This window comes from Enterobacter sp. NFIX59 (assembly GCF_900113755.1).
GTDB classification, from domain to species: domain Bacteria; phylum Pseudomonadota; class Gammaproteobacteria; order Enterobacterales; family Enterobacteriaceae; genus Enterobacter; species Enterobacter pseudoroggenkampii.
Genome location: NZ_FOQN01000006.1, coordinates 1 through 24,496 on the forward strand (window position 1 = coordinate 1; position 24,496 = coordinate 24,496).

At 54.5% G+C, this 24,496-nt stretch carries 23 protein-coding genes; 15 read left to right on the forward strand and 8 right to left on the reverse strand.

The features are described 5' to 3' along the window. Positions 1 to 498 precede the first annotated feature (498 nt). Both BM007_RS18355 and mdtD read left to right on the forward strand, forming a co-directional pair. Positions 499 to 1,206, forward strand: coding sequence for a FadR/GntR family transcriptional regulator (locus BM007_RS18355; RefSeq protein WP_090420261.1), 708 nt, complete (start codon positions 499 to 501; stop codon positions 1,204 to 1,206). Next, positions 1,203 to 2,636, forward strand: coding sequence for a multidrug transporter subunit MdtD (gene mdtD, locus BM007_RS18360; protein WP_032648599.1), 1,434 nt, complete (start codon positions 1,203 to 1,205; stop codon positions 2,634 to 2,636). The genes BM007_RS18355 and mdtD overlap by 4 nt, the downstream gene beginning before the upstream one ends. On the opposite strand, the gene rbsR is transcribed toward mdtD, so the two are convergent. The 7 genes from rbsR to kup form a co-directional block, all read right to left on the reverse strand. After that, positions 2,602 to 3,594, reverse strand: a complete 993-nt coding sequence (gene rbsR, locus BM007_RS18365; RefSeq protein ID WP_075201549.1) for a ribose operon transcriptional repressor RbsR — start codon at positions 3,592 to 3,594, stop codon at positions 2,602 to 2,604. The genes mdtD and rbsR overlap by 35 nt on opposite strands. A gap of 3 nt (positions 3,595 to 3,597) precedes the next feature. After that, positions 3,598 to 4,527: a ribokinase gene (gene rbsK, locus BM007_RS18370; RefSeq protein ID WP_024907898.1), complete on the reverse strand. Its 930-nt coding sequence runs from the start codon at positions 4,525 to 4,527 to the stop codon at positions 3,598 to 3,600. Between the two features lie 104 nt (positions 4,528 to 4,631). After that, positions 4,632 to 5,522, reverse strand: coding sequence for a ribose ABC transporter substrate-binding protein RbsB (gene rbsB / locus BM007_RS18375; protein ID WP_010426610.1), 891 nt, complete (start codon positions 5,520 to 5,522; stop codon positions 4,632 to 4,634). Between the two features lie 27 nt (positions 5,523 to 5,549). After that, positions 5,550 to 6,515 carry a ribose ABC transporter permease gene (gene rbsC / locus BM007_RS18380; RefSeq protein WP_006808742.1) on the reverse strand — a complete coding sequence of 322 codons (966 nt, stop codon included), beginning with the start codon at positions 6,513 to 6,515 and terminating at the stop codon, positions 5,550 to 5,552. 4 nt (positions 6,516 to 6,519) lie between these two features. Beyond that, positions 6,520 to 8,025, reverse strand: coding sequence for a ribose ABC transporter ATP-binding protein RbsA (gene rbsA, locus BM007_RS18385; protein ID WP_021242658.1), 1,506 nt, complete (start codon positions 8,023 to 8,025; stop codon positions 6,520 to 6,522). Positions 8,026 to 8,032: 7 nt separating this feature from the next. Then, positions 8,033 to 8,452: a D-ribose pyranase gene (gene rbsD, locus BM007_RS18390; RefSeq protein WP_024907896.1), complete on the reverse strand. Its 420-nt coding sequence runs from the start codon at positions 8,450 to 8,452 to the stop codon at positions 8,033 to 8,035. A gap of 226 nt (positions 8,453 to 8,678) precedes the next feature. Further along, positions 8,679 to 10,547, reverse strand: a complete 1,869-nt coding sequence (kup, locus tag BM007_RS18395; RefSeq protein ID WP_090420264.1) for a low affinity potassium transporter Kup — start codon at positions 10,545 to 10,547, stop codon at positions 8,679 to 8,681. Between the two features lie 222 nt (positions 10,548 to 10,769). On the opposite strand from kup, the gene ravA reads away from it, so the two are divergent. Together ravA and viaA are read left to right on the forward strand one after the other, a co-directional pair. Next, positions 10,770 to 12,266 (forward strand): ATPase RavA, encoded by a 1,497-nt coding sequence (gene ravA, locus BM007_RS18400; protein ID WP_090420267.1) that lies wholly within the window; start codon positions 10,770 to 10,772, stop codon positions 12,264 to 12,266. Continuing rightward, entirely contained in the window at positions 12,260 to 13,711 is a 1,452-nt protein-coding gene (viaA, locus tag BM007_RS18405; protein ID WP_024907893.1) for an ATPase RavA stimulator ViaA, read from the forward strand. The genes ravA and viaA overlap by 7 nt, the downstream gene beginning before the upstream one ends. Here the strand turns inward: viaA and asnA are convergent, their stop codons facing one another. Then, positions 13,712 to 14,704: an aspartate--ammonia ligase gene (gene asnA / locus BM007_RS18410; protein WP_090420269.1), complete on the reverse strand. Its 993-nt coding sequence runs from the start codon at positions 14,702 to 14,704 to the stop codon at positions 13,712 to 13,714. Positions 14,705 to 14,855: 151 nt separating this feature from the next. Here asnA and asnC point away from each other — a divergent pair, with 151 nt between their 5' ends. The 11 genes from asnC to atpG all read left to right on the forward strand — a co-directional run bounded on the left by asnC (position 14,856) and on the right by atpG (position 24,495). Further along, entirely contained in the window at positions 14,856 to 15,314 is a 459-nt protein-coding gene (gene asnC / locus BM007_RS18415; protein ID WP_024907891.1) for a transcriptional regulator AsnC, read from the forward strand. A gap of 90 nt (positions 15,315 to 15,404) precedes the next feature. After that, positions 15,405 to 15,854, forward strand: coding sequence for an FMN-binding protein MioC (gene mioC, locus BM007_RS18420; RefSeq protein WP_048990822.1), 450 nt, complete (start codon positions 15,405 to 15,407; stop codon positions 15,852 to 15,854). A gap of 374 nt (positions 15,855 to 16,228) precedes the next feature. After that, the gene (mnmG, locus tag BM007_RS18425; RefSeq protein WP_023333918.1) at positions 16,229 to 18,118 is read left to right on the forward strand and encodes a tRNA uridine-5-carboxymethylaminomethyl(34) synthesis enzyme MnmG; all 1,890 of its coding nucleotides are present in this window, start codon (positions 16,229 to 16,231) and stop codon (positions 18,116 to 18,118) included. 107 nt (positions 18,119 to 18,225) lie between these two features. Continuing rightward, positions 18,226 to 18,849 (forward strand): 16S rRNA (guanine(527)-N(7))-methyltransferase RsmG, encoded by a 624-nt coding sequence (gene rsmG / locus BM007_RS18430; RefSeq protein ID WP_024907888.1) that lies wholly within the window; start codon positions 18,226 to 18,228, stop codon positions 18,847 to 18,849. A 616-nt stretch (positions 18,850 to 19,465) separates the two neighbouring features. Next, positions 19,466 to 19,846, forward strand: a complete 381-nt coding sequence (gene atpI / locus BM007_RS18435) for a F0F1 ATP synthase subunit I (RefSeq protein WP_023333920.1) — start codon at positions 19,466 to 19,468, stop codon at positions 19,844 to 19,846. A gap of 8 nt (positions 19,847 to 19,854) precedes the next feature. Then, the gene (atpB, locus tag BM007_RS18440; RefSeq protein ID WP_090420272.1) at positions 19,855 to 20,670 is read left to right on the forward strand and encodes a F0F1 ATP synthase subunit A; all 816 of its coding nucleotides are present in this window, start codon (positions 19,855 to 19,857) and stop codon (positions 20,668 to 20,670) included. Between the two features lie 49 nt (positions 20,671 to 20,719). After that, positions 20,720 to 20,959: a F0F1 ATP synthase subunit C gene (gene atpE, locus BM007_RS18445; protein ID WP_000429386.1), complete on the forward strand. Its 240-nt coding sequence runs from the start codon at positions 20,720 to 20,722 to the stop codon at positions 20,957 to 20,959. A gap of 48 nt (positions 20,960 to 21,007) precedes the next feature. Continuing rightward, on the forward strand, positions 21,008 to 21,478 hold the full coding sequence (gene atpF / locus BM007_RS18450) for a F0F1 ATP synthase subunit B (protein ID WP_014072436.1): 471 nt from the start codon (positions 21,008 to 21,010) through the stop codon (positions 21,476 to 21,478). A gap of 14 nt (positions 21,479 to 21,492) precedes the next feature. Then, positions 21,493 to 22,026 (forward strand): F0F1 ATP synthase subunit delta, encoded by a 534-nt coding sequence (gene atpH / locus BM007_RS18455; RefSeq protein ID WP_028017763.1) that lies wholly within the window; start codon positions 21,493 to 21,495, stop codon positions 22,024 to 22,026. Positions 22,027 to 22,038: 12 nt separating this feature from the next. Then, positions 22,039 to 23,580 (forward strand): F0F1 ATP synthase subunit alpha, encoded by a 1,542-nt coding sequence (gene atpA, locus BM007_RS18460; protein ID WP_006808751.1) that lies wholly within the window; start codon positions 22,039 to 22,041, stop codon positions 23,578 to 23,580. A 51-nt stretch (positions 23,581 to 23,631) separates the two neighbouring features. Then, positions 23,632 to 24,495 carry a F0F1 ATP synthase subunit gamma gene (gene atpG, locus BM007_RS18465; RefSeq protein WP_024907886.1) on the forward strand — a complete coding sequence of 288 codons (864 nt, stop codon included), beginning with the start codon at positions 23,632 to 23,634 and terminating at the stop codon, positions 24,493 to 24,495. Position 24,496: the final 1 nt, after the last annotated feature.

A 24,496-nucleotide genomic window follows, 5' to 3' on the forward strand; every position in this document is an offset into this window, starting at 1 on the left:
CTGCCGCCAGCGTTCAATCTGAGCCATGATCAAACTCTTCAATTTAAGTTTGATGCTCGTGAATTAAACTTCGTAATGAATTACGTATGTTCACTCAGAGACTTGGTATTCATTTATTGTCCGAAGACATTAAGAATCCATGTCACTTTGAGTGCCCACACAGATTGTCTGATAAATTGTTAAAGAGCAGTGCCGCTTCGTTTTCGCTGCGGCGCGGGGTGTGCATATTACGCTTTCCCGCTTCAGAGTCAAGCGTTTATTTTCGCTATTCTCTGCTGACCCGGCGGCGTGTGTGCCGTTGTTCCGTGTCAGTGGAGGCGCATTATAGGGAGTTATTCCGAGGTGACAAGAGGAAATTTAAAAAAAATTTCCATCCGCGTTTTTTTTCACCAACAGAGGTGAAATCAAGCTACAAATTGTTCTATTTGATGTATCTGCAACCACAATCACATTCGAGGTGGCATAATTATCAGCATGAATCTTTAAGGAATAAAAGCGATGCCATTAAGCGCACAACAGCTGGCCGCCCAAAAAAACCTGTCGTATGTGCTGGCAGAAAAGCTGGCTCAGCGGATTTTAGCGGGTAAATATGCCCCGGGCAGCATCCTGCCGGGTGAAATGGAGCTGGGTGAGCAGTTTGGGGTGAGCCGTACCGCAGTGCGCGAAGCGGTGAAAACCCTGACGGCAAAAGGTATGGTGCTTCCACGTCCTCGTATTGGCACACGCGTGATGCCACAGAGTAACTGGAATTTTCTCGATCAGGAGCTGCTCTCCTGGTGGATGACGGAAGACAACTTTCATCAGGTCGTCGATCACTTTCTGGTGATGCGCAGCAGCCTTGAACCTCAGGCATGTCTGCTTGCCGCCATGCTTGGCACAGCAGAGCAGAAAGCGCAGCTTAACGCGTTGATGGAAGAGATGGTGTTCCTGAAAAAACACTTCAACCGCGAACGCTGGGTTGAGGTCGATATGGCCTGGCATGAACATATCTATATGATGAGCGCCAATCCGTTCCTCACCTCGTTTGCCTCATTATTTCATTCGGTGTATCACACCTACTTTACCTCTATTACACAAAACGACGTGGTAAAACTGGAATTGCATCAGGCGATAGTGGATGCCATTCAGGAAAGCGACGGGCAGCGAGCCCTGAGTGCGTGCCAGGCATTACTGGCTGCGCCAACCCACCAGCAGGTAAATAAATGACAAAGAAAAAAGCGCGCAGCATGGCCGGATTGCCGTGGATTGCAGCCATGGCGTTTTTTATGCAGGCACTGGATGCCACCATCCTCAACACCGCGCTTCCCGCTATTGCGCAAAGCCTTAACCGCTCCCCGCTGGCGATGCAGTCCGCCATCATCAGCTACACCCTGACGGTTGCAATGTTAATTCCGGTTAGCGGCTGGCTGGCCGACCGCTTCGGTACCCGTAGAGTTTTCATGCTGGCCGTAACGCTCTTTACGCTCGGTTCGCTGGCCTGTGCGCTCTCCTCGTCCTTAACGGAACTGGTTATCTTCCGCGTATTACAGGGCATTGGCGGCGCGATGATGATGCCCGTGGCGCGCCTTGCTTTATTACGAGCCTACCCTCGAAGCGAACTGCTTCCCGTGCTCAACTTCGTCACCATGCCGGGACTGGTCGGCCCGATACTTGGCCCGGTACTCGGTGGCGTGTTTGTCACCTGGGCAAGCTGGCACTGGATCTTCCTGATTAATATTCCGATTGGCGTTGCGGGGCTGCTGTATGCCCGCAAATATATGCCGAACTTCACCACGCCAAGACGCAGCTTCGACATGGGTGGCTTTTTCCTGTTTGGCCTGAGCCTGGTACTCTTCTCCAGCGGGATGGAGCTGGTTGGCGAGAAAATCGTCGCGACGTGGATGGCGCTCTCCGTTATCCTCGCCGGCGTGCTGCTGTTCCTTCTTTATATACGTCACGCGCGCCGTCATCCGACGCCGTTAATCTCTCTTGGGCTCTTCAACACCCGAACCTTTTCCGTCGGGATCGCGGGAAACATTGCCTCGCGTCTGGGGACGGGCTGCGTACCGTTCCTGATGCCACTGATGCTGCAGGTGGGTTTCGGCTACCCGGCCCTGATTGCCGGCTGCATGATGGCGCCCACCGCAATGGGCTCGATTCTGGCAAAATCGACCGTGACGCAGGTGCTACGCTGGTTTGGCTATCGTAAGACGCTGGTTGGCGTGACGGTCTTTATCGGCCTGATGATTGCGCAGTTCTCGCTGCAGTCCGCCGCGTTACCCGTCTGGATGCTGATCCTGCCGCTATTTGTACTGGGCATGGCGATGTCGACGCAGTTCACGTCAATGAACACCATCACCCTTGCGGATTTGACCGACGAAAACGCCAGCAGCGGCAACAGCGTGCTGGCGGTAACACAGCAGTTGTCCATCAGTCTGGGTGTGGCCGTGAGCGCGGCGGTACTGCGGTTTTATGAAGGTTTCGACAGCGCAAACACCGTCGAGCAGTTCCACTATACCTTTATCACCATGGGCGCACTCACCGTCGTTTCAGCGCTGGTCTTTATGCTGTTAAAACCGAAAGATGGCCGTAACCTGATTAAAGAACGCCATAAGGCGAAAGCTAAACCGAACCCCGTTCCATCAGAACAGGAGTAAGCTGCAGGCGTTGCTGCTGCAGCGTGGGCTGAGCCATTCGATGGATCAACACATCGATGGCCAGCTCGCCCAGCTCATCTTTTGGCTGATGAATGGTGGTGAGCGGCGGCGTCATATAGCTGGCCAGCTCGATATCATCGTAGCCGATTACCGCCATATCGTGGGGAACACGCAAACCGGCCTGATATAACGCCTGATAGGCGCCAAACGCCATGGCATCGTTGCCGATAAAAACAGCCTGCGGACGCTGCGGCTGCGCCAGCAGTGTTTGCATCGCTTCAAAACCACCGTGAAACTCAAAATCACCAGTAATTCGGTAACCTTCCGGCACTGAAAGTCCTGCCCGCGCCATTGCGGCGAGATACCCTTCCAGACGCAAACGCGCCGGGGTTTTGTCCAGCGGGCCGGTAATACAGGCGATGCGGGTATAGCCTTTATCGATCAGATACTGAGTGGCCATATCGCCCCCCAGCAGGGAGTTATCCTGAATAAGGTCGCTGGTACCGTCGAACGGCGCCCAGTCCATCATCACTGTGGGAATCGAAGGATAGCGCTGGATGATCTCTTTCGACGGCTGGTGCGTTTCGGTACAAAGCAGCAGTAGCCCGTCGACGCGTTTTTGCATCAGCGTTTCCAGGTTACGATTCATGCGCTGCTCGTCACCTTCGGTATTGCACAGCACCAGGCTGTAGCCACGCTCGAAGCAGCTGCGCTCCACGCCGCGAACCAGTTCTGAATAAAAGGGGTTGGTACTCGCGGTGATCAGCATACCGATGGTGCGCGTCTGGTTGAGCTTAAGGCTGCGCGCCAGCGCAGACGGCGCATAGTTGAGATCTTTTACCGCCGCTTCGACTTTCTCCCGAATCGCCTCGCTGACGAAGCGATCGTTGTTTATAACGTGAGAGACCGTCGAGGTAGAAACGCCCGCCATGCGGGCGACATCTTTCATTGTGGCCAAGCGTTACCCCTGCTGACTTAAGAATTCATCGATCTCTTTACGCCACGGAACGGAAGGCTGGGCGCCCTTGCGCGTCACCGCAATCGCTGCGGCAGCGTGTGCGAAGCGGATAGCGTCATCCATTCTCATACCTTCCAGCAGCGCGGTCACAAGTGCACCATTGAAGGTGTCTCCCGCTGCAATGGTATCAATCGCCTTCACCTTAAAGCCCGGCACGCGACGGCCTTCGCCATTGACGCTTGCCCACACCCCACGGCTACCCAGGGTGATGATCACTGTTCCGATGCCTTTGTCGTGCAGCGCACGCGCGGCTCGCGCGGCATCATCATCGTTTTCAACGCGAATACCCGTCAGCTTTTCGGCTTCGGTTTCGTTCGGCGTGATGATGTCCACCAGCGCCAGCAGCTCGTCAGATAATACACGGGCAGGGGCCGGATTAAGTACGACAGTGGTATGATTTTCATGCGCAATTTTGGCGGCGGCCAGCACGCTTTCAACCGGCGACTCCAGCTGCATCAGCAGGGCTTCCGCTCCGCCGATGAGTGCACGTTGCGCTTCTACGCGTTCCGTCGTCAGCGCCGCGTTAGCGCCAGCATGAATACCGATGACATTCTCACCTTCTGCGTTGACGAAAATCAGCGCCACGCCGGTAGATTCCCCTGCAACAACGCTGACCGGTGCGATATCGATATTGTCGCTCGCCAGCTGCTTGCGTACGCGCTCACCGGTATCGTCATCACCCGTGCAGGCGATAAACGCAATATTTGCCCCGCTGCGACCGGCAGCAACGGCCTGGTTTGCACCTTTACCGCCAAATGCCACCTGATACTGGTTACCCGTGACGGTTTCGCCCGGTGTCGGGAACGATTCAAGGTTAAGAATGTGATCGGCATTGATACTGCCAAGGACGACGAGGTTACCTGCGGTTTTCATGGTTGGATTGTCCATCAGAGAGCGCCACCGGTGTTACCCGGTGGCGTATGCCACACTTTTCTTTATTGGTGTCCCTCAGGCCGTCGTGACGGCCTGATTCGCCTTTACTGCTTGATGACCAGCTTCAGGTCAACCGGGTATTTGGCCTGAACTTTTTCGCCCTTCAGCACTTTGTCGGCAGTTTCAACGCCAGTGGCGCCAATCTGCTCAGGCAGTTGAGCGATGGTCGCAGCCAGTTTGCCATCGTTTACTGCTTTTTCACCATCCGGCGTGCCGTCAAATCCGACAACCATCACATCAGATTTACCAGCGGTCTGCAGGGCACGCAGCGCGCCCAGCGCCATTTCGTCGTTCTGCGCGAATACCGCCTGCACGTCAGGGTGCGCGGTCAGCAGGTTCTGCATAACGTTCAGACCCTTAGTACGGTCGAAGTCTGCCGGCTGGCTCGCCAGTACGTTGAATTTATGCGCTGCAACCGCCTGCTGGAAGCCTTCGCCACGCTCGCGGGCGGCAGACGTACCGGCAATCCCCTGCAGTTCGATGACTTTCGCGCCTTCGCCGGCTTTCTTCGCGATGTAATCACCGGCGATTTTGCCGCCCAGCACGTTATCAGACGCAATATGGCTCACCACTTCGCCTTTGGTTGCCTGACGGTCCAGGGTGATTACCGGGATCTTCGCCTGGTTTGCCATCTTCACGGCGTTGCCTACGGCATCAGAATCGGTTGGGTTGATCAGCAGAATTTTGGTGCCGCGAACGGTTAAGTCCTGAACGTTAGCCAGCTCTTTCGCCGGGTTGTTCTGTGAATCCAGAACCACCAGGTTGTAGCCCAGTTTGTCCGCTTCTTTCTGCGCGCCATCCTTCAGAGAGACGAAGAACGGGTTGTTCAGGGTAGAGACAACCAGCGCGATGGTGTCTTTCGCCATGGCGTTAGCACTTACGGTTGCGCTCAGCGCGACAGCAGAAACCAGGGTAGCCAGTTTTTTCATGTTCATATCTAAGATGTCCTGTAGTGTCGTCAGTTACTGTTTTTTGTTGTCTACCAGTACCGCCAGCAAAATCACCACTGCCTTAACGATCATCTGGTAATAGGAGGAAACACCTAACAAATTCAAACCATTATTCAGGAAACCGAGGATCAGTGCGCCGATCAATGTCCCAACAATGCGACCTTTACCGCCCGCAAGACTCGTACCGCCCAGAACCACTGCCGCAATGGCATCCAGCTCATACCCCGTACCCGCCGTTGGCTGCGCGGAGGAGAGGCGCGCCACTTCGATAATGCCTGCCAGTGACGCCAGCAGACCGCACAGGGAGTAAACGATAATTTTGACTTTATTAACGCTGATACCGGACAGGCGCGTTGCCGCTTCGTTACCGCCCAGCGCATAGATATAACGGCCCAGACGAGTGTGATGCAGCATGTACCACGCCGCCAGGAAGACGATAGCCATGATCCATACCGGGGTCGGGACACCCAGCGGGCGACCGATACCGAACCAGCCAAACAGATCGGCGTTATCGGTAAAGCCGGTATTGACCGGGCTGCCGTTGGTATAAACCATGGTCACCCCGCGCAGCAGCAGCATCATCACCAGCGTGGCGATGAACGCCTGAACGCGGCCTTTTGCCACAATCACGCCGGTGACGGCGCCTATCGCCGCACCTGCCGCCAGGGCAGCGGCCACGGCCACCAGCGCGTTGACTTCAATGCCGACAATCGAAGCGGCGATCGCGCCGGTGAGCGCCAGCAGGGAACCGACGGACAGATCGATACCTGAGGTCAGAATCACCAGCGTCATGCCGACCGCCATAATGGCGTTCACCGAGGTCTGCTGCAGAATATTGAACAGGTTATTAACGGTGAAGAAATTCGGGCTCATGGTCGACACAATCGCGATCAGCACCAGCAGGGCAATCAGCGATTTTTGTTCCATCAGCCATGCCTTTGTGAAATAGCGGCGACCAGAAACAGCCTGGGTAGTCATCTTCTTACTCCTGATTCACGCGATTAAGCTTGCCCACAGCGGCAGCCATCAGAACTTCCTGGGTGGCCTGCTCGCGAGTGAATTCACCGCCGAGATGCCCTTCATGCATGACGATAATGCGATCGCTCATGCCTAATACTTCTGGCATCTCGGAAGAGACCAGAATGATGCTCAGACCGTCGGCCTTAAACTGGTTAATCAGCTGATAGATCTCTTTCTTCGCGCCCACGTCTACGCCGCGGGTTGGCTCGTCGAGGATCAACACTTTCGGGCGCGTCATCAGCCCGCGCGCAATCGCCACTTTCTGCTGATTCCCGCCGGACAACAGGCCAATCGCCTGCTCCATCGACGGGGTTTTGACGTTAAAGAGGCGGATAAAATCGCTCACCGCCTGCTGCTCGTCTTTATGCTTCAGGCTGCCGCCGCTGTGGCTGAAATAGCGCAGCGCGGTGAGGGACATGTTCTCTTTTACCGACATCCCCAGCACCAGGCCGTCGCGTTTGCGGTCTTCGGAGATATAGACGATGCCGTTCGCCAGACCATCCTGCGGAGAGCGGGTGACCACTTCATGACCGTCAAGGGTGACATAACCGCTGGTGCGCGGCAGTGCGCCGTACAACACTTTCATCAGCTCGGTACGTCCGGCACCCATCAGGCCCGCCACGCCCAGGATCTCGCCCTGGCGCAGGGTAAAGGTCACGTCGTTCACACCCGGACCGCAGAGGTTGTCCACCTTCAGGCGGATCTCACCCGGCGCTTTATCCAGATGCGGATACTGATCTTCCAGCTTACGTCCCACCATCATTTCGATGAGCGTATCTTCGGTCAGCGTCGCCACTTCGCGCTCGGCAATAAACTGCCCGTCGCGGAAAACGGTGACGTCATCGCAGATTTCGAAGATCTCTTTCATACGGTGAGAGATATAGACAATCCCGCGCCCCTGCGATTTCAGCTCGCGGATAACGCGGAACAGGGATTCGGTTTCGGTATCGGTCAGGGCGTCGGTCGGTTCATCCATAATGATGACCTTCGACTCAAAGCTCAGCACCTTCGCGATTTCCACCATCTGCTGATCGCCAATGGAGAGATCGCCCACCAGGCGGTCGCTCTTAAAGCGCAGGTTCAGCTTCGCCAGCAGCTTATCCGCTTCGGCATACATGGTTTTCCAGTCTATTTTGCCGAACCGGTTAACAAACTCGCGGCCGAGGAAGATGTTTTCCGCAATGGTGAGCTGCGGGATGAGGTTCAGCTCCTGGTGAATAATACCTATGCCCGCTTCCTGAGAGGATTTCGGGCCAGTGAAGGTAGTCTCTTTACCCAACCAAAGGAGTGAGCCGGCATCGCGTTGATAGATACCGGTCAGCACTTTCATCATGGTGGATTTGCCGGCGCCGTTTTCGCCCACCAGCGCCATGACGCGCCCGGGGTAGACGTTCAGCGCCGCGCCGGAGAGGGCTTTTACGCCCGGGAACGACTTATCGATCCCTTTGAGTTGCAGTAATGCGTCCATGATGGCCTCAGAAGGTGACGCCAGCACAGAGAATGATATTCGCATACGGGGAACACTCCCCGCTGCGAATCACCGCCTGACTGTCTGCGGTTTGTTGTTTGAATTGTTCGTGCGTTGTGTAACGAATTTCTATGGTATTTCCCTGGTGTTGTTGCAGCTGCTCAAGGTGGCTGAGCAACGTTTCGTGGAGTTGCGGATTATGTTGTTTGATTTCCGCCGCGAGAATGACCGCCTCAACCTGCATCTCCGCGGTCACCACGTCCAGTACCTGCATAAACGAAGGTACGCCCTGCGTTAACGCCATATCGATACGGGTTGTGCTGCGCGGAACCGGTAAGCCTGCATCGCAAACCACCAGCGTATCGGTATGCCCAAGACGGGAAATAACCGATGAGATTTCTGAGTTGAGTACAGTGCCTTTCTTCATTTTCTTGCTCCACTAGCGAAACGTTTCGCTAAAAGTAGTGTAGCCCCAGAAATGTTCAGAAAACCATCATGACGTAACAGATTTGTGATCGACGTCGAAACGTTTCGCTAAGTGAAATGGCGTGGAGGTAAATGCAAAACGGTAACCCCCTGGTTACCGTTTTTTATGTTTGCGCCTTCTCCCTGTGGGAGAGGGGCGGGGTGAGGGCATCAGGCCGCACAAAGACTTAAATCTCGACCTGCGTACCCAGCTCAATCACGCGGTTAGGCGGGATCTCAAACTGGTCAGGCGCACGCAGGGCGTTACGCTGCAGGATGAGGTATAGCTTGCCGCGCAGGCGCAGATACCACGGGCGCTTGCCGATAATCAGCGACTCGTGCGACATAAAGAACGACGTTTCCATCATCCGACAGCTCAGCCCTTCCAGGCCGCAGCGGTGGAACACCTCTTCCACGTTTGGCGTTTCACGCCAGCCGTAGCTTGCCACCACGCGCCAGAAGGTCGGCGACAGCTGCTCAATCTGCACGCGGCGGACGTTATGAACATACGGCGCATCTTCGGTGCGCAGCGTCAGCAGGATCACGCGCTCGTGCAGCACTTTGTTGTGCTTGAGGTTATGCATCAGCGCGAACGGAATAACATTCAGCGCGCGAGACATGTATACCGCGGTACCTGGAACGCGGACCGGCGGAGATTTCTCCAGAGAAGCGATCATCGCCTCCAGAGAGTTCCCGTGCTCATGCATGCGGCGCAGCAGGCGGAAACGCTCGCTTTTCCAGGTGGTCATGACAATGAACATAACCAGACCCAGCGTCAGCGGCAGCCAGCCACCGGAGACAATCTTGTCGAGGTTCGCAGAGAACAGCGGCACGTCGATGCACAGGAAGCCCACCAGAATCATCGCCACGAGGAATTTATTCCAGTGCCAGTTTCGGTAGGCCACCGTGGTGGAGAGAAGCGATGTCAGCACCATCGTACCGGTTACCGCAATACCGTACGCCGCCGCCAGGTTACTGGAGTGCTCGAAGCTGACGATAACAATGACCACTGCGAAATAGAGCAGCCAGTTAATGAACGGGATGTAGATCTGACCCGACTCCATCTCTGAGGTATGGATGATGCGCATCGGTGACAGATAACCCAGACGCACGGCCTGACGCGTCAGAGAAAACACGCCGGAAATCACAGCCTGAGAGGCAATGACGGTCGCCAGCGTCGCCAGGATCAGCATCGGTACCAGCGCCCAGTCAGGCGCCAGCAGGAAAAACGGGTTCTTGATCGCTTCCGGGTTTTTAAGCAGCAGCGCCCCCTGACCAAAGTAGTTCAGCCCCAGCGACGGGAGCACCACAATAAACCATGCCACGCGGATAGGCAGTTTCCCGAAGTGACCCATGTCAGCATACAGCGCTTCCACACCGGTGATGGAGAGCACTACGGCACCCAGCGCCACAAAGGAAACCACTTTGTATTCGAGGAAGAAATGCACGGCCCAGTAGGGGTTCAGCGCCTGCAGCACTTCCGGGTTCGCAATAATGCTGCGCAAACCAAGCGCCGCCAGGATCAGGAACCAGGCCAGCATAATTGGTGCAAACAGTTTGCCCACCAGCCCGGTACCGTGCTTCTGGATCATGAACAGCAGCGTCAGGACAATAATGGCCAGCGGAACCACCCATGAATCGAGTTGTGGAGCGATAATCTCCAGCCCCTCTATAGCCGAGAGGACCGAAATAGCGGGCGTGATAACCACTTCTCCGTAGAAGAAACTGCCCCCAATCAGGCCGATAATGACCAGCACTGAGGTCATTCTGGCCGAGGTATTGCGCCCGGCAAGAGACATCAGGGTCAGGATCCCGCCTTCACCTGCGTTATCAGCACGCATAACGAAGGAGAGATACTTAACGGAAACCACCAGGATCAGCAGCCAGAAAATGAGGGACAGGAAGCCAAACACGGCATCGCGTTCAACACCAAAGCCAAACTGGCCGGACAGACATTCACGAAGCGTATATAGCGGGCTGGTGCCGATATCACCGTAGACAACCCCGATCGCCGCAAGCGTTATTGCGGGTAATGATTGCTTATTATCAGTGCTCATAGACTAGTCTTTTCGTTTAAATAACAAATGTGTTCCTGGTCCCTTGGCCCACAAAAAGCGCACAGTATGCACGATTCATTGCAAAATCGTACCCCTAAATGCAACCGCATTAATGTAGCGCAAAGAAAATTGCGCCGCACTTCAGTCTATTACCAGCCCTGACTGAAACGTCTATACTCGCTTCAATTGGCCGCCACGACGGCGAAAGGATGCAAAACTATTATGGCTCACTCACATTTATTAGCAGAAAGAATTTCCCGCCTCAGCAGCGCGCTGGAGAAAGGCCTTTTCGAGCGTAGCCACGCCATTCGCCTCTGTTTACTGGCGGCGCTGAGCGGTGAAAGCGTGTTTTTGCTGGGACCGCCGGGCATTGCCAAAAGCCTGATTGCCCGCAGGCTAAAATTTGCTTTTCAGAATGCCCGCGCCTTCGAATATCTCATGACCCGGTTTTCCACCCCGGAAGAAGTGTTTGGCCCCCTCTCTATTCAGGCGCTGAAAGATGAAGGGCGCTATGAGCGTTTGACGGCGGGGTATCTGCCTGAGGCTGAGATTGTCTTTCTCGATGAGATCTGGAAAGCGGGACCGGCCATTCTTAACACCCTGCTCACGGCGATAAACGAACGTCGGTTCCGCAACGGCGCCAGTGAAGAGAAAATCCCGATGCGCCTGCTGGTGGCCGCCTCTAACGAACTGCCCGAGGCCGACAGCAGTCTGGAAGCGCTGTATGACCGTATGCTCATCCGCCTGTGGCTGGACAAAGTGCAGGACAAATCAAACTTCCGCTCCATGCTGGTGAGCCAGCAGGATGAGAGTGAAAATCCGGTATCCGCTTCGCTGCAGGTGACGGATGAGGAGTATTACCAGTGGCAGCAGGATATCAGCAAAATCAAACTGCCTGATGCCGTATTCGAGCTGATCTATCTGCTGCGTCAGCAGCTTGATCTCCTCCCTTCGGCACCCTATGTCTCCGATCGTCGCTGGAAAAAAGCGATCCGCCTCCTGCAGGCCAGCGCCCTGTTTAGCGGCCGCGATGCCGTTGCCCCCATCGATCTGATCCTGCTGAAAGATTGCCTCTGGCACGACGCGGAAGGCATGAATTTGATGCAGCAGCAGCTTGACGTTTTGATGACCGGACACGCCTGGGGGCAGCAGGCGATGCTCAACCAGCTGGGGGCGATTGCCCAGCGGCGCATCCAGCTCCAGCAGCAGCAAAGTGATAAAACCGCGCTGAAAGTGAATCGCCTTGGAGGCATGTTTGCCCGCAAGCCGCACTATGAGCTTCCTGCCGATCTGACCGGCGCAACGCTCACGCTGCTGCTCCAGCAGCCGCTCAAACTGCATGATATGCATGTGGTACACATTACGATTGAGCGCGAGGCGCTGGCGCAGTGGCTGGATAAGGGGGGAGAGATCCGCGGCAAGCTCAACGGCATCGGCTTCGCGCAGCCGCTGAATATGGAAGTGGACAGCAGCCAGCATCTGGTGATCCGCGACGTCAGCCTGCAGGGCTCGCGTCTGGCGCTGCCGGGCACCGCCTCGGACAGCGTACCGGAAGAGATTAAGCAGCAGCTGGAAGCGCTGGATACGGAATGGCACCAGCAGCATACCCGCTTTAGCGAGCAGCAAAAATGCCTCTTTATTCATAGCGACTGGTTAGGCCGCATTGAAGCCAGCCTGCAGGACGTCAGCGCGCAGATCAAACAGGCGCGTCAATGCTAACCCTGGATACGCTTAACGTTATGCTGGCCGTCAGCGAGGAGGGGTTGATCGAAGAGGTGGTCATAACACTTCTGGCGTCACCGCAGCTGGCAGCCTTCTTTGAAAAATTTCCGAAGCTCAAAAAGGCGATGACGGACGATCTTCCGCGCTGGCGCGAAAATTTGCGTCAGCGGTTCAGGGAGACCGAAGTTCCGCCTGAGTTAACGGAAGAGGTGGCCTGCTATCAGCAGTGCCAGCGGCTCTCCACGCCGCAGTTTATCGTCCATCTTCCGCAAACCTTGACGTTGCTCGACAAGGTCCACTCCCCGTTTGCCAGCCAGGCGCGGGCGCTGGTCACGGATAACGCCACTTTTACCCCGGCGCTGCACACCCTCTTCTTACAGCGCTGGCGCCTCAGCCTGGTGGTGCAGGCCACGACGCTAAACCAGCAGCTGCTGGATGAAGAGCGCGAACAGCTGCTTAGTGAAGTTCAGGAACGAATGACCCTGAGCGGCCAATTAGAACAAGTGCTGGTGGAGAATGAAAACGCCGCTGGGCGTCTCTGGGATATGAGCGCAGGCCAGCTCAGGCGCGGGGACTATCAGCTGATCGTCAAGTACGGCGATTTTCTGACGCAGCAGCCCGAGCTGATGAAGCTTGCAGAACAGCTGGGACGCTCAAGAGAGGCAAAGTCGGTTCCAAAGAAAGACGCCCCGATGGAAACCTTCCGCACCCTGGTGCGTGAACCGGCCACCGTACCGGAGCAGGTCGACGGGCTCCAGCAGAGCGATGATATTTTGCGTCTGCTGCCCACGGAGCTGAGCACGCTGGGGATGACCGAGCTGGAGTATGAGTTTTACCGTCGGCTGGTGGAAAAACAGCTTCTCACCTACCGGCTGCACGGCGAAGCCTGGCGCGAGAAAATCAGCCAGCGGCCGGTCGTTCATCAGGATTTTGATGAACAGCCGCGCGGGCCCTTCATCGTTTGCGTGGATACGTCCGGATCGATGGGCGGGTTTAACGAGCAGTGTGCAAAAGCTTTTTGTCTGGCGCTGATGCGCGTGGCGCTCGCCGATCGCCGTCGCTGCTTCATCATGCTGTTCTCCAGCGAAGTCGTGGGCTATGAGCTGACGAACCAGCAGGGGATCGAGCAGGCAATCCGCTTCCTGAGCCAGCGTTTTCGCGGCGGCACGGATCTGGCCAGCTGCTTTCGCAGCATTGTGGAGCGTATGCAGGGCGGCGACTGGTACGACGCCGACGCGGTGGTGATTTCCGATTTTATTGCCCAGCGGCTGCCGGATGACGTGGTGAATAAGGTGAAGGAGTTACAGCGGGTGCATCAGCACCGTTTTCATGCGGTGGCGATGTCCGCCCATGGAAAACCCGGCATCATGCGCATCTTCGATCATATCTGGCGCTTTGATACCGGGCTGCGTAGCCGCCTGCTCAGACGCTGGCAGCGTTAATTACAGAAGAGAGCCGACGCTTTCACGTACCTGCTGCGGCCAGACGCCACACTGAACCTGACCGATATGGGGTAATTGCAGCAACAGCATGGTCAGACGGGACTGGCCGATACCGCCGCCAATCGTCTGCGGCATTTCACCGCTCAGCAGCGCCTGGTGCCACTCGAGCTTGAGACGATCTTCATCTCCGGTGACCGCCAGTTGGCGCTTCAGCGCGTCAGCATCCACGCGGATCCCCATAGAAGAAAGCTCGAATGCGTCTTCCAGTACCGGGTTCCAGACCAGAATATCGCCGTTCAGCCCGGCAAACTCGCCCTCACCCGCAGTGCTCCAGTCATCATAATCCGGCGCGCGAACGTCGTGGCGTTTGCCATCAGACAGTTTGCCTCCGATCCCAATCAGAAATACCGCGCCCAGCTCTTTAGCAATCGCACGTTCACGGCCTTTGGCATCCAGATCCGGGAAGCGGGCCAGCAATTCCTGGCTGTGCACAAAGTGGATCGTATCCGGCAGGAACGGTGCCAGACCAAACTCTTTGCTCACGGCCGCTTCGGTCGCTTTGATCCCGGCGTAGATCGCCTCAACGGTGGATTTCAGCGTGCCGACGTGGCGCTCGCCGTCACCCATTACGCGCTCCCAGTCCCACTGGTCAACATAGACAGAGTGAATTGGGGTGAGGCGGTCTTCATCGGGGCGAAGGGCTTTCATGTGCGTGTAGAGCCCCTCGCCCGCGCTGAAGTCGTGTTGTCCCAGGGTTTGACGCTTCCACTTCGCCAGTGAATGAACCACTTCGAACTGGGCGTCTGGCAGTGTTTTCACTTTCACCTGTACCGCTTTTTCGCATCCAGACAAGTTATCCTGGGTCCCGTCACCCACGCGGCTCAGAATCGGCGCCTGGACTTCAATTAGCCCAAGTTTATCTTCCAGCTGGCGGGAAAAATGGGATTTAACGAAACTGATCTGGCGTTGTTTTGCGATGTAAGCGGTTTTCATTATTTATACTCCTGCGTCCTGTTGATATTGATTAAGCAACAGAAATGGCATCACATTCAATAACTCATCAACAAAAAGCCACCTTCACTTTTGATTCGATAAAATTAAACGCTAGAATAGAGTGAATCATTAATCTTCATAAGAAAAAGCTATGGAAAATTATCAGATCGACAATCTCGACCGCGGCATTCTGGAGGCGTTAATGGCCAATGCCCGTACCGCCTACGCCGAACTGGCGAAACAGTTTGGCGTCAGCCCGGGAACCATTCACGTTCGCGTAGAGAAAATGAAGCAGGCGGGGATCATTACCGGCGCACGCATTGACGTCAGTCCTAAACATCTGGGTTACGACGTCTGCTGCTTCATTGGCATCATTCTTAAAAGCGCCAAAGACTATCCTTCCGCCCTGGCGAGACTAAACGCACTGGATGAAGTCACCGAGGCGTATTACACCACCGGGCACTACAGCATCTTTATTAAAGTCATGTGCCGATCCATCGACGCCCTTCAGCAGGTACTTATCAACAAGATCCAAACAATCGATGAAATTCAGTCCACCGAGACCTTGATCTCCCTGCAAAACCCGATCATGCGTACCATCCGCCCGTGATCGGGCAAATTCATTCCCACATTTTCCACAGGTAGATCCCAGCTCGTTCACAGCGTACAATGGCCGTCTCTTTATCCAGGCGAGCGATCAATGGCGGACATTACCCTTATCAGCGGCAGCACCCTTGGTGGTGCGGAATACGTAGCGGAACATCTGGCTGAAAAGCTGGAAGAGGCGGGCTTTTCCACGGAAACCCTGCACGGCCCGTTGCTGGAAGATCTCCCGACTGACGGGGTCTGGCTGCTGATCACCTCCACGCACGGCGCGGGCGATCTGCCGGATAACCTGCAACCTTTATATGACGAACTGCTGGAACAGCAACCCGACCTGTCAGACGTCCGTTTTGGCGCAGTGGGGATCGGCAGTCGCGAATATGACACCTTTTGCGGGGCAATAGAGAAAGTCGAAGCCGCTGTCACCTCCTGCGGAGCAAAACAGCTGGGTGAAACGCTCAAGATCAACATCCTCGATCATGACATTCCGGAGGATCCAGCCGAGATCTGGCTCGCGGAATGGAAAAATTTACTCAAAAACGATTAAAGATCGCGCGAACAGATGTGGATAACTCTGGTTAAAAGCTCGTATTAACCCGTAGTTATCCAAAGAACAACCGTAGCGTCGTTTTTGGCCTGTGCATAAAGTCGCGATCTGATCCCAGCTTATACGGTCCAGGATCACCGATCATTCACAGCAAACGATCCTTTCTAACTGCATGATCTTCTTTATGAGATCGGACTTATCCACACAGGTTCGCGATCCTAATAAGAGATCACAATAGAACAGATCTCTAAATAAAAAGATCTTCTTTTTAATAGCCCAGGATCCCAATGCTTTCTCGAAAGACTAAAGTTGAGTAGAATCCACGGCCCGGGCTTCAATCCATTTTCATACCGCTTTACGCGAGGCAGACCACCATGTTTTATCAGGATCCTTTTGACGTCATCATCATTGGCGGGGGTCACGCAGGCACTGAGGCCGCAATGGCCGCAGCGCGAATGGGTCAGCAGACCCTGCTTTTGACACACAATATCGACACGCTGGGACAAATGTCCTGTAATCCGGCGATTGGCGGCATTGGGAAAGGACACCTGGTAAAAGAAGTGGATGCACTTGGCGGCCTGATGGCGAAAGCGATCGATCAGGCTGGCATCCAGTTTAGGATACTAAACGCGAGTAAAGGCCCCGCTGTCCGTGCGACCCGTGCTCAGGCAGACCGCGTACTTTACCGTCAGGCGGTGCGTACCGCCCTGGAGAACCAGCCGAACCTGATGATCTTCCAGCAGGCGGTTGAAGATCTTATCGTTGAGAACGATCGCGTCGTGGGTGCCGTGACCCAGATGGGCCTCAAATTCCGCGCGAAAGCCGTGGTGCTGACCGTGGGCACATTCCTGGACGGTAAAATTCATATCGGTCTGGATAACTACAGCGGTGGCCGTGCCGGCGATCCGCCGTCTATTCCACTGTCTCGTCGTCTGCGCGAACTGCCACTGCGCGTTAGCCGCCTGAAAACAGGCACGCCGCCGCGTATTGATGCGCGTACCATTGATTTCAGCGTGCTGGCGCAACAGCACGGTGATAACCCAATGCCGGTCTTCTCGTTCATGGGTAATGCGGCACAGCATCCGCAGCAGGTACCGTGCTACATCACGCATACCAACGAGAAAACCCATGACGTGATCCGCAATAACCTCGATCGTAGCCCCATGTATGCTGGCGTGATCGAAGGGATCGGTCCACGCTACTGTCCGTCGATCGAAGACAAAGTGATGCGCTTTGCCGATCGTAACCAGCACCAGATCTTCCTGGAGCCGGAAGGGCTGACCTCGAACGAAATTTACCCGAACGGCATCTCCACCAGCCTGCCGTTTGATGTGCAGATGCAAATTGTTCGCTCAATGCAGGGGATGGAGAATGCGAAAATCGTTCGCCCTGGCTACGCTATTGAGTACGATTTCTTCGATCCGCGTGACCTGAAGCCAACCCTGGAAAGCAAATTCATCCACGGTCTGTTCTTCGCGGGTCAGATTAACGGCACCACCGGCTATGAAGAAGCGGCTGCACAGGGTCTGCTTGCCGGTCTGAACGCCGCGCGCTTCTCTGCTGAGAAAGAGGGCTGGGCACCAGGCCGTTCTCAGGCGTATCTGGGCGTGCTGGTTGACGATCTCTGCACGCTGGGTACCAAAGAACCGTACCGTATGTTTACCTCTCGCGCGGAATATCGCCTGATGCTGCGTGAAGATAACGCCGACCTGCGTCTGACCGAAATGGGCCGTGAACTCGGTCTGGTCGATGACGAACGCTGGGCGCGCTTCAACGAGAAGCTGGAACGCATTGAACAGGAACGTCAGCGCCTGAAAACCACCTGGGTGAATCCGCAGGCGGAAACTGCTGCCGAAGTAAACGCTCACTTAACAGCGCCGCTGTCGCGCGAGGCCAGCGGGGAAGATCTGCTGCGCCGTCCTGAAGTCACCTACGAGAACCTGGTCAAACTGACCGCGTTCGCGCCGGGCCTGGAAGACGCTGAAGCGGCAGAGCAGGTTGAGATCCAGGTGAAGTACGAAGGTTACATCGCGCGTCAGCAGGATGAGATCGAAAAACAGCAGCGTAACGAAAACACGCTGCTGCCGGAAATGCTGGACTACCGCCAGGTGACGGGTCTTTCTAACGAAGTGATCGCCAAGCTGAACGATCACAAACCGGTGTCGATCGGTCAGGCGTCCCGCATCTCGGGAGTTACCCCTGCGGCGATTTCGATCCTGCTGGTCTGGCTGAAAAAGCAAGGTATGTTGCGCCGCAGCGCGTAATTGACATTGCTTTTGGCGGGTGGCGCTTCGCTTACCCGCCCTACTTATTCGTAGGCCCGGTAAGCGGCAGCGCCACCGGGCGAAAAATCTCTAAACAGGTATTCACCGTGCTCAACAAACTCTCTCGTCTGCTGGATCAGGCAGGTATTTCGCTCACCGATCACCAGAAAAATCAGCTGGTGGCCTATGTCGATATGCTGAACAAATGGAACAAAGCGTACAACCTGACGTCTGTTCGCGACCCCAACGAGATGCTCGTTCGCCATATACTCGATAGCATCGTGGTTGCCCCCTGGCTGAAAGGTGAGCGTTTCATCGACGTGGGTACGGGTCCAGGTTTACCGGGCGTTCCGCTGTCGATTGTTCGCCCTGAGAGCCATTTCACGCTGCTGGACAGCCTTGGCAAGCGCGTGCGCTTTTTACGTCAGGTACAGCATGAGCTGAAGCTTGAGAACATCACGCCCGTGCAGAGCAGGGTAGAGGAATTCCCGGCAGAGCCGCCGTTTGACGGGGTTATCAGCCGCGCGTTTGCTTCGCTCAATGACATGGTGAGCTGGTGTAAGCACTTGCCTGCGGAGAACGGCCGCTTTTATGCGCTGAAAGGGCAGTTGCCAGGCGATGAGATTGAACAGCTTCCAGACGGTTTTGCTGTCGAGTCTATTGAGAAATTACAGATTCCTCAGCTCGAAGGTGAACGTCATCTGGTGATAATTAAGCCAAACAATTTTTAAAAAATTAATAAAAAATGTGGAATTCGTGCTGTTCTTATCATGTTAAAAAACAGCACAACTACCAGGGTTTTATCGGGGAGCTTTTAACCTCTGCTTCACTAAGGTTTTTCTTCCGGTTAACGTAGCGCCTATTATTCACCGAGAAGATAGTCATCTGTGAAAATATAAGTCTGCTAAAAGTGGAAGGCAGTAACCAGAACGTAATGTTAATTATTTATTAAGAATGTCAATAAAAGGTTTTTATTGTGTACTGGGCTGTTTTGAAAATAGTTGCGACATTTTGTGTTTAATTTCATAAAGATAAATTTTCGTGATTTGCGCCTTTGATAAATACAACCTTATCGCAAATGTGTGTTTTGTGATCTCGTGCACGCTTTATCGACAACGTTTTCGCGCTGTTTGCAGTTTTGGTCGAAGGTTGACGCTTTCAGCGAAAGTTAAAAAATAGCGGTGGGGAAAAATATTTAAACATTTATTCACCTTTTCGCTACTTAATGTTTGAAATCACGGGTGCGCACCGTATAATTTGACCGCTTTTTGATGCTTGACTCTGAGCCTTAAAGGACGTTTTATACGACACGCGGCATACCTCGAAGGGAGCAGGAGTAAAAACGTGATGTCTGTGTCGCTCTTGAGTAGAAACGTTGCTCGTAAGCTTCTGTTCGTTCAGTTTCTGGCTGTGATAGCAAGTGGACTGCTGTTTAGCCTCAAAGACCCCTTCTGGGGCATCTCCGCCGTGTGCGGGGGTTTGGCGGTTGTGCTGCCAAACGTGTTGTTTATGATTTTTGCCTGGCGTCATCAGGCGCATACACCCGCCAAAGGCCGCGTGGCCTGGTCCTTCGCCCTCGGCGAAGTGTGTAAGGTGTTGCTGACCTTTGCTCTACTGGTGATGGCGCTGGCGGTTTTGAAAGTGGTCTTCATGCCGCTGATAGCAACGTGGGTTTTGGTGCTGGTGGTACAAGTTCTGGCTCCAGCTGTAATCAATAACAAAGGGTAAAAGGCATCATGGCTTCAGAAAATATGACGCCGCAGGATTACATAGGTCACCATCTGAATAACCTTCAGCTGGACCTGCGTACATTCTCGCTGGTGGATCCACATAACCCCCCGGCCACCTTCTGGACGATCAACATCGACTCCATGCTCTTCTCGGTGGTTTTGGGTCTTCTGTTCCTGGCCATGTTCCGCGGTGTTGCTAAACGAGCGACCAGCGGTGTACCAGGGAAATTCCAGACCTTCATCGAAATGATCATCGGCTTCGTCCATGGCAGCGTCAAAGACATGTACCATGGCAAGAGCAAGCTGATTGCTCCGCTGGCGCTGACCGTGTTCGTTTGGGTCTTCCTGATGAACCTGATGGACCTGCTGCCAATCGATCTGCTGCCGTTTATCGGCGAGCACATCTTCGGCCTGCCTGCACTGCGTGTTGTACCGTCTGCGGACGTGAACATCACCCTGTCGATGGCGCTGGGCGTGTTTATCCTGATTCTTTTCTACAGCATCAAAATGAAAGGCGTAAGCGGCTTCGTGAAAGAGCTTACCTTGCAGCCGTTCAACCACTGGGCGTTTATTCCGGTCAACCTGATCCTGGAAGGCGTTAGCCTGCTGTCCAAACCTGTTTCACTGGGTCTGCGACTGTTCGGCAACATGTATGCGGGTGAGCTGATTTTCATTCTGATCGCGGGTCTTCTGCCGTGGTGGTCACAGTGGGTTCTGAATGTGCCGTGGGCCATTTTCCACATCCTGATCATTACGCTGCAAGCCTTTATCTTCATGGTTCTGACGATCGTCTATCTGTCGATGGCGTCTGAAGAGCACTGATTTTTTACCAACACTACTACGTTTTAATTGAAACAAACTGGAGACTGTCATGGAAAACCTGAATATGGATCTGCTGTACATGGCTGCCGCTGTGATGATGGGTCTGGCGGCTATCGGTGCTGCGATCGGTATCGGCATCCTCGGGGGCAAATTCCTGGAAGGCGCAGCGCGTCAACCTGATCTGATTCCTCTGCTGCGTACTCAGTTCTTTATCGTTATGGGTCTGGTGGATGCTATCCCAATGATCGCTGTAGGTCTGGGTCTGTACGTGATGTTTGCTGTCGCGTAGTAGTAGTTTTAAAACCCTAAGCCACAGAAATTAAAGAGGTATTGTGCTGTGAACATGAACGCAACAATCCTCGGCCAGGCCATCGCGTTTATTCTCTTTGTCTGGTTCTGCATGAAGTATGTATGGCCGCCTTTAATGGCTGCCATCGAAAAACGTCAGAAAGAAATTGCTGACGGTCTGGCTTCTGCAGAACGCGCTAAGAAAGATTTGGACCTTGCACAGGCCAACGCGACAGACCAGCTGAAAAAAGCGAAAGCGGAAGCTCAGGTAATCATCGAACAGGCTAACAAACGCCGTTCGCAGATCCTGGACGAAGCCAAAGCTGAAGCAGAACAGGAACGTACTAAGATCGTGACACAGGCTCAGGCAGAAATTGATGCTGAGCGTAAACGTGCTCGTGAAGAACTGCGTAAGCAGGTTGCGATTCTGGCTGTTGCTGGCGCCGAGAAGATCATCGAACGTTCCGTGGATGAAGCTGCTAACAGCGACATCGTGGACAAACTTGTCGCTGAACTGTAAGGAGGGAGGGGCTGATGTCTGAATTTGTTACGGTAGCTCGCCCCTACGCCAAAGCAGCTTTTGACTTTGCTATCGAACACCAAAATGTCGATCGCTGGCAGAATATGCTGGCGTTTGCCGCTGAGGTGACGAAAAACGAACAAATGGCCGAGTTGCTTTCCGGTGCGTTAGCACCTGAAACCCTCGCCGCGTCGTTTATCGCCGTGTGCGGAGAGCAACTGGATGCCAACGGCCAGAACCTGATTAAGGTGATGGCAGAAAATGGTCGTCTCCGTGTGCTCCCGGATGTTCTCGAGCAGTTTGAGCACTTACGTGCCCTTAGTGAAGCAACCGCTGAAGTTGAAGTGACTTCTGCGACTGAACTGAGTAACGAACAGCTTGCGAAAATCACCGCCGCGATGGAAAAACGTCTGTCACGCAAAGTTAAGCTGAATTGCAAAATCGATAAGTCTGTAATGGCAGGCGTAATCATCCGCTCGGGTGATATGGTCATTGATGGCAGCGTACGCGGCCGTCTTGAACGCCTTGCAGACGTCTTGCAGTCTTAAGGGGACTGGAGCATGCAACTGAATTCCACCGAAATCAGCGAACTGATCAAGCAGCGCATTGCTCAGTTCAGTGTTGTGAGTGAAGCTCACAACGAAGGTACTATTGTTTCTGTAAGTGACGGTGTTATCCGCATCCACGGCCTGGCCGATTGTATGCAGGGTGAGATGATTTCCCTGCCGGGTAACCGTTACGCTATCGCACTGAACCTGGAGCGCGACTCCGTAGGTGCAGTTGTGATGGGTCCATACGCTGACCTCGCCGAAGGCATGAAGGTTAAGTGTACTGGCCGTATTCTGGAAGTACCGGTTGGCCGTGGCCTGCTGGGTCGCGTTGTTAACACCCTGGGTGCGCCAATCGACGGTAAAGGTCCGGTTGAGCACGATGGCTTCTCCCCAATCGAAGTTATCGCACCAGGCGTTATCGACCGTCAGTCCGTAGATCAGCCTGTTCAGACAGGTTATAAGTCCGTTGATGCCATGATTCCAATCGGTCGTGGTCAGCGTGAACTGATCATCGGTGACCGTCAGACCGGTAAAACCGCGATGGCTATCGACGCCATCATCAACCAGCGTGACTCCGGCATCAAATGCGTGTACGTGGCCATCGGCCAGAAAGCGTCCACCATTTCTAACGTGGTTCGTAAACTGGAAGAGCACGGCGCACTGTCTAACACCATCGTTGTGGTAGCAACTGCGTCTGAATCTGCTGCACTGCAATACCTGGCGCCATACGCCGGTTGCGCAATGGGCGAATACTTCCGTGACCGCGGTGAAGATGCGCTGATCGTATACGATGACCTGTCTAAACAGGCTGTTGCTTATCGTCAGGTTTCCCTGCTGCTCCGTCGTCCACCTGGACGTGAAGCGTTCCCTGGCGACGTATTCTACCTCCACTCTCGTCTGCTGGAGCGTGCTTCCCGCGTTAACGCGGAATACGTCGAGAACTTCACCAAAGGTGAAGTGAAGGGTAAAACGGGCTCTCTGACCGCGCTGCCGATCATTGAAACCCAGGCGGGTGACGTTTCTGCGTTCGTTCCGACCAACGTAATCTCCATTACCGATGGTCAGATCTTCCTGGAAACCAACCTGTTTAACTCCGGTATTCGTCCGGCAGTTAACCCGGGTATCTCCGTATCCCGTGTTGGTGGTGCTGCTCAGACCAAGATCATCAAGAAACTGTCCGGTGGTATCCGTACCGCACTGGCACAGTATCGTGAACTGGCTGCGTTCTCTCAGTTCGCATCCGATCTGGACGAAGCAACCCGTAAACAGCTGAGCCACGGTCAGAAAGTGACCGAGCTGCTGAAGCAGAAACAGTATGCACCAATGTCTGTTGCTCAGCAGGGCCTGGTTCTGTTCGCGGCTGAACGCGGTTACCTCGAAGATGTGGAACTGGCGAAAATCGGTAGCTTCGAAGCCGCTCTGCTGGCTTACGTCGACCGTGATCACGCTCCGCTGATGCAAGAGATCAACCAGACCGGTGGCTATAACGACGAAATCGAAGGCAAGCTGAAAGCTATCCTCGATTCCTTCAAAGCAACCCAATCCTGGTAATCGTCCGGCGGCTTGTCTCAGGACAAGCCGCCTGGCATTGAGGAGAAGCTCATGGCCGGCGCAAAAGAGATACGTAGTAAGATCGCAAGCGTCCAGAACACGCAAAAGATCACTAAAGCGATGGAGATGGTCGCCGCTTCCAAAATGCGTAAATCGCAGGATCGCATGGCGGCCAGCCGTCCTTATGCAGAAACCATGCGCAAAGTGATTGGTCACCTTGCAAACGGTAATCTGGAATATAAGCACCCTTACCTGGAAGAACGCGACGTTAAGCGCGTGGGCTACCTGGTGGTGTCGACCGACCGTGGTCTGTGTGGCGGCTTGAACATTAACCTGTTCAAAAAACTGCTGGCGGATATGAAAGCATGGTCTGAAAAAGGCGTTCAGTGCGATATCGCAATGATCGGCTCTAAAGGCGTCTCTTTCTTTAACTCCGTTGGCGGCAACATTGTCGCTCAGGTGACCGGTATGGGTGATAACCCGTCCCTGTCCGAACTGATCGGCCCGGTTAAAGTGATGTTGCAGGCTTATGATGAAGGCCGTCTGGACAGACTGTACGTTGTCAGCAACAAATTCATTAACACCATGTCTCAGGTTCCAACGCTCACGCAGATGCTGCCGTTACCGGCATCAGAAGATGGCGAGCTGAAGCAAAAAACCTGGGATTACCTGTATGAACCCGATCCGAAACCGCTGCTGGATACCCTGCTGCGTCGTTACGTTGAATCTCAGGTTTATCAGGGCGTTGTAGAAAACCTGGCCAGCGAGCAGGCCGCACGAATGGTGGCGATGAAAGCCGCGACCGATAATGGCGGCAGCCTGATTAAAGAGCTGCAGTTGGTTTACAACAAAGCTCGTCAGGCCAGCATTACTCAGGAACTCACCGAGATCGTCTCGGGGGCCGCCGCGGTTTAAC

Excerpts from the sequence above, each read along its gene's own strand:
- BM007_RS18355 (WP_090420261.1), top strand. The coding sequence starts at position 499 with ATGCCATTAAGCGCACAACAGCTGGCCGCCCAAAAAAACCTGTCGTAT.
- mdtD (WP_032648599.1), top strand. The coding sequence starts at position 1,203 with ATGACAAAGAAAAAAGCGCGCAGCATGGCCGGATTGCCGTGGATTGCA.
- rbsK (WP_024907898.1), bottom strand. The coding sequence starts at position 4,527 with ATGAAAACCGCAGGTAACCTCGTCGTCCTTGGCAGTATCAATGCCGAT.
- rbsB (WP_010426610.1), bottom strand. The coding sequence starts at position 5,522 with ATGAACATGAAAAAACTGGCTACCCTGGTTTCTGCTGTCGCGCTGAGC.
- rbsC (WP_006808742.1), bottom strand. The coding sequence starts at position 6,515 with ATGACTACCCAGGCTGTTTCTGGTCGCCGCTATTTCACAAAGGCATGG.
- rbsA (WP_021242658.1), bottom strand. The coding sequence starts at position 8,025 with ATGGACGCATTACTGCAACTCAAAGGGATCGATAAGTCGTTCCCGGGC.
- rbsD (WP_024907896.1), bottom strand. The coding sequence starts at position 8,452 with ATGAAGAAAGGCACTGTACTCAACTCAGAAATCTCATCGGTTATTTCC.
- kup (WP_090420264.1), bottom strand. The coding sequence starts at position 10,547 with ATGAGCACTGATAATAAGCAATCATTACCCGCAATAACGCTTGCGGCG.
- ravA (WP_090420267.1), top strand. The coding sequence starts at position 10,770 with ATGGCTCACTCACATTTATTAGCAGAAAGAATTTCCCGCCTCAGCAGC.
- viaA (WP_024907893.1), top strand. The coding sequence starts at position 12,260 with ATGCTAACCCTGGATACGCTTAACGTTATGCTGGCCGTCAGCGAGGAG.
- asnA (WP_090420269.1), bottom strand. The coding sequence starts at position 14,704 with ATGAAAACCGCTTACATCGCAAAACAACGCCAGATCAGTTTCGTTAAA.
- asnC (WP_024907891.1), top strand. The coding sequence starts at position 14,856 with ATGGAAAATTATCAGATCGACAATCTCGACCGCGGCATTCTGGAGGCG.
- mioC (WP_048990822.1), top strand. The coding sequence starts at position 15,405 with ATGGCGGACATTACCCTTATCAGCGGCAGCACCCTTGGTGGTGCGGAA.
- mnmG (WP_023333918.1), top strand. The coding sequence starts at position 16,229 with ATGTTTTATCAGGATCCTTTTGACGTCATCATCATTGGCGGGGGTCAC.
- atpI (WP_023333920.1), top strand. The coding sequence starts at position 19,466 with ATGTCTGTGTCGCTCTTGAGTAGAAACGTTGCTCGTAAGCTTCTGTTC.
- atpB (WP_090420272.1), top strand. The coding sequence starts at position 19,855 with ATGGCTTCAGAAAATATGACGCCGCAGGATTACATAGGTCACCATCTG.
- atpE (WP_000429386.1), top strand. The coding sequence starts at position 20,720 with ATGGAAAACCTGAATATGGATCTGCTGTACATGGCTGCCGCTGTGATG.
- atpH (WP_028017763.1), top strand. The coding sequence starts at position 21,493 with ATGTCTGAATTTGTTACGGTAGCTCGCCCCTACGCCAAAGCAGCTTTT.
- atpA (WP_006808751.1), top strand. The coding sequence starts at position 22,039 with ATGCAACTGAATTCCACCGAAATCAGCGAACTGATCAAGCAGCGCATT.
- atpG (WP_024907886.1), top strand. The coding sequence starts at position 23,632 with ATGGCCGGCGCAAAAGAGATACGTAGTAAGATCGCAAGCGTCCAGAAC.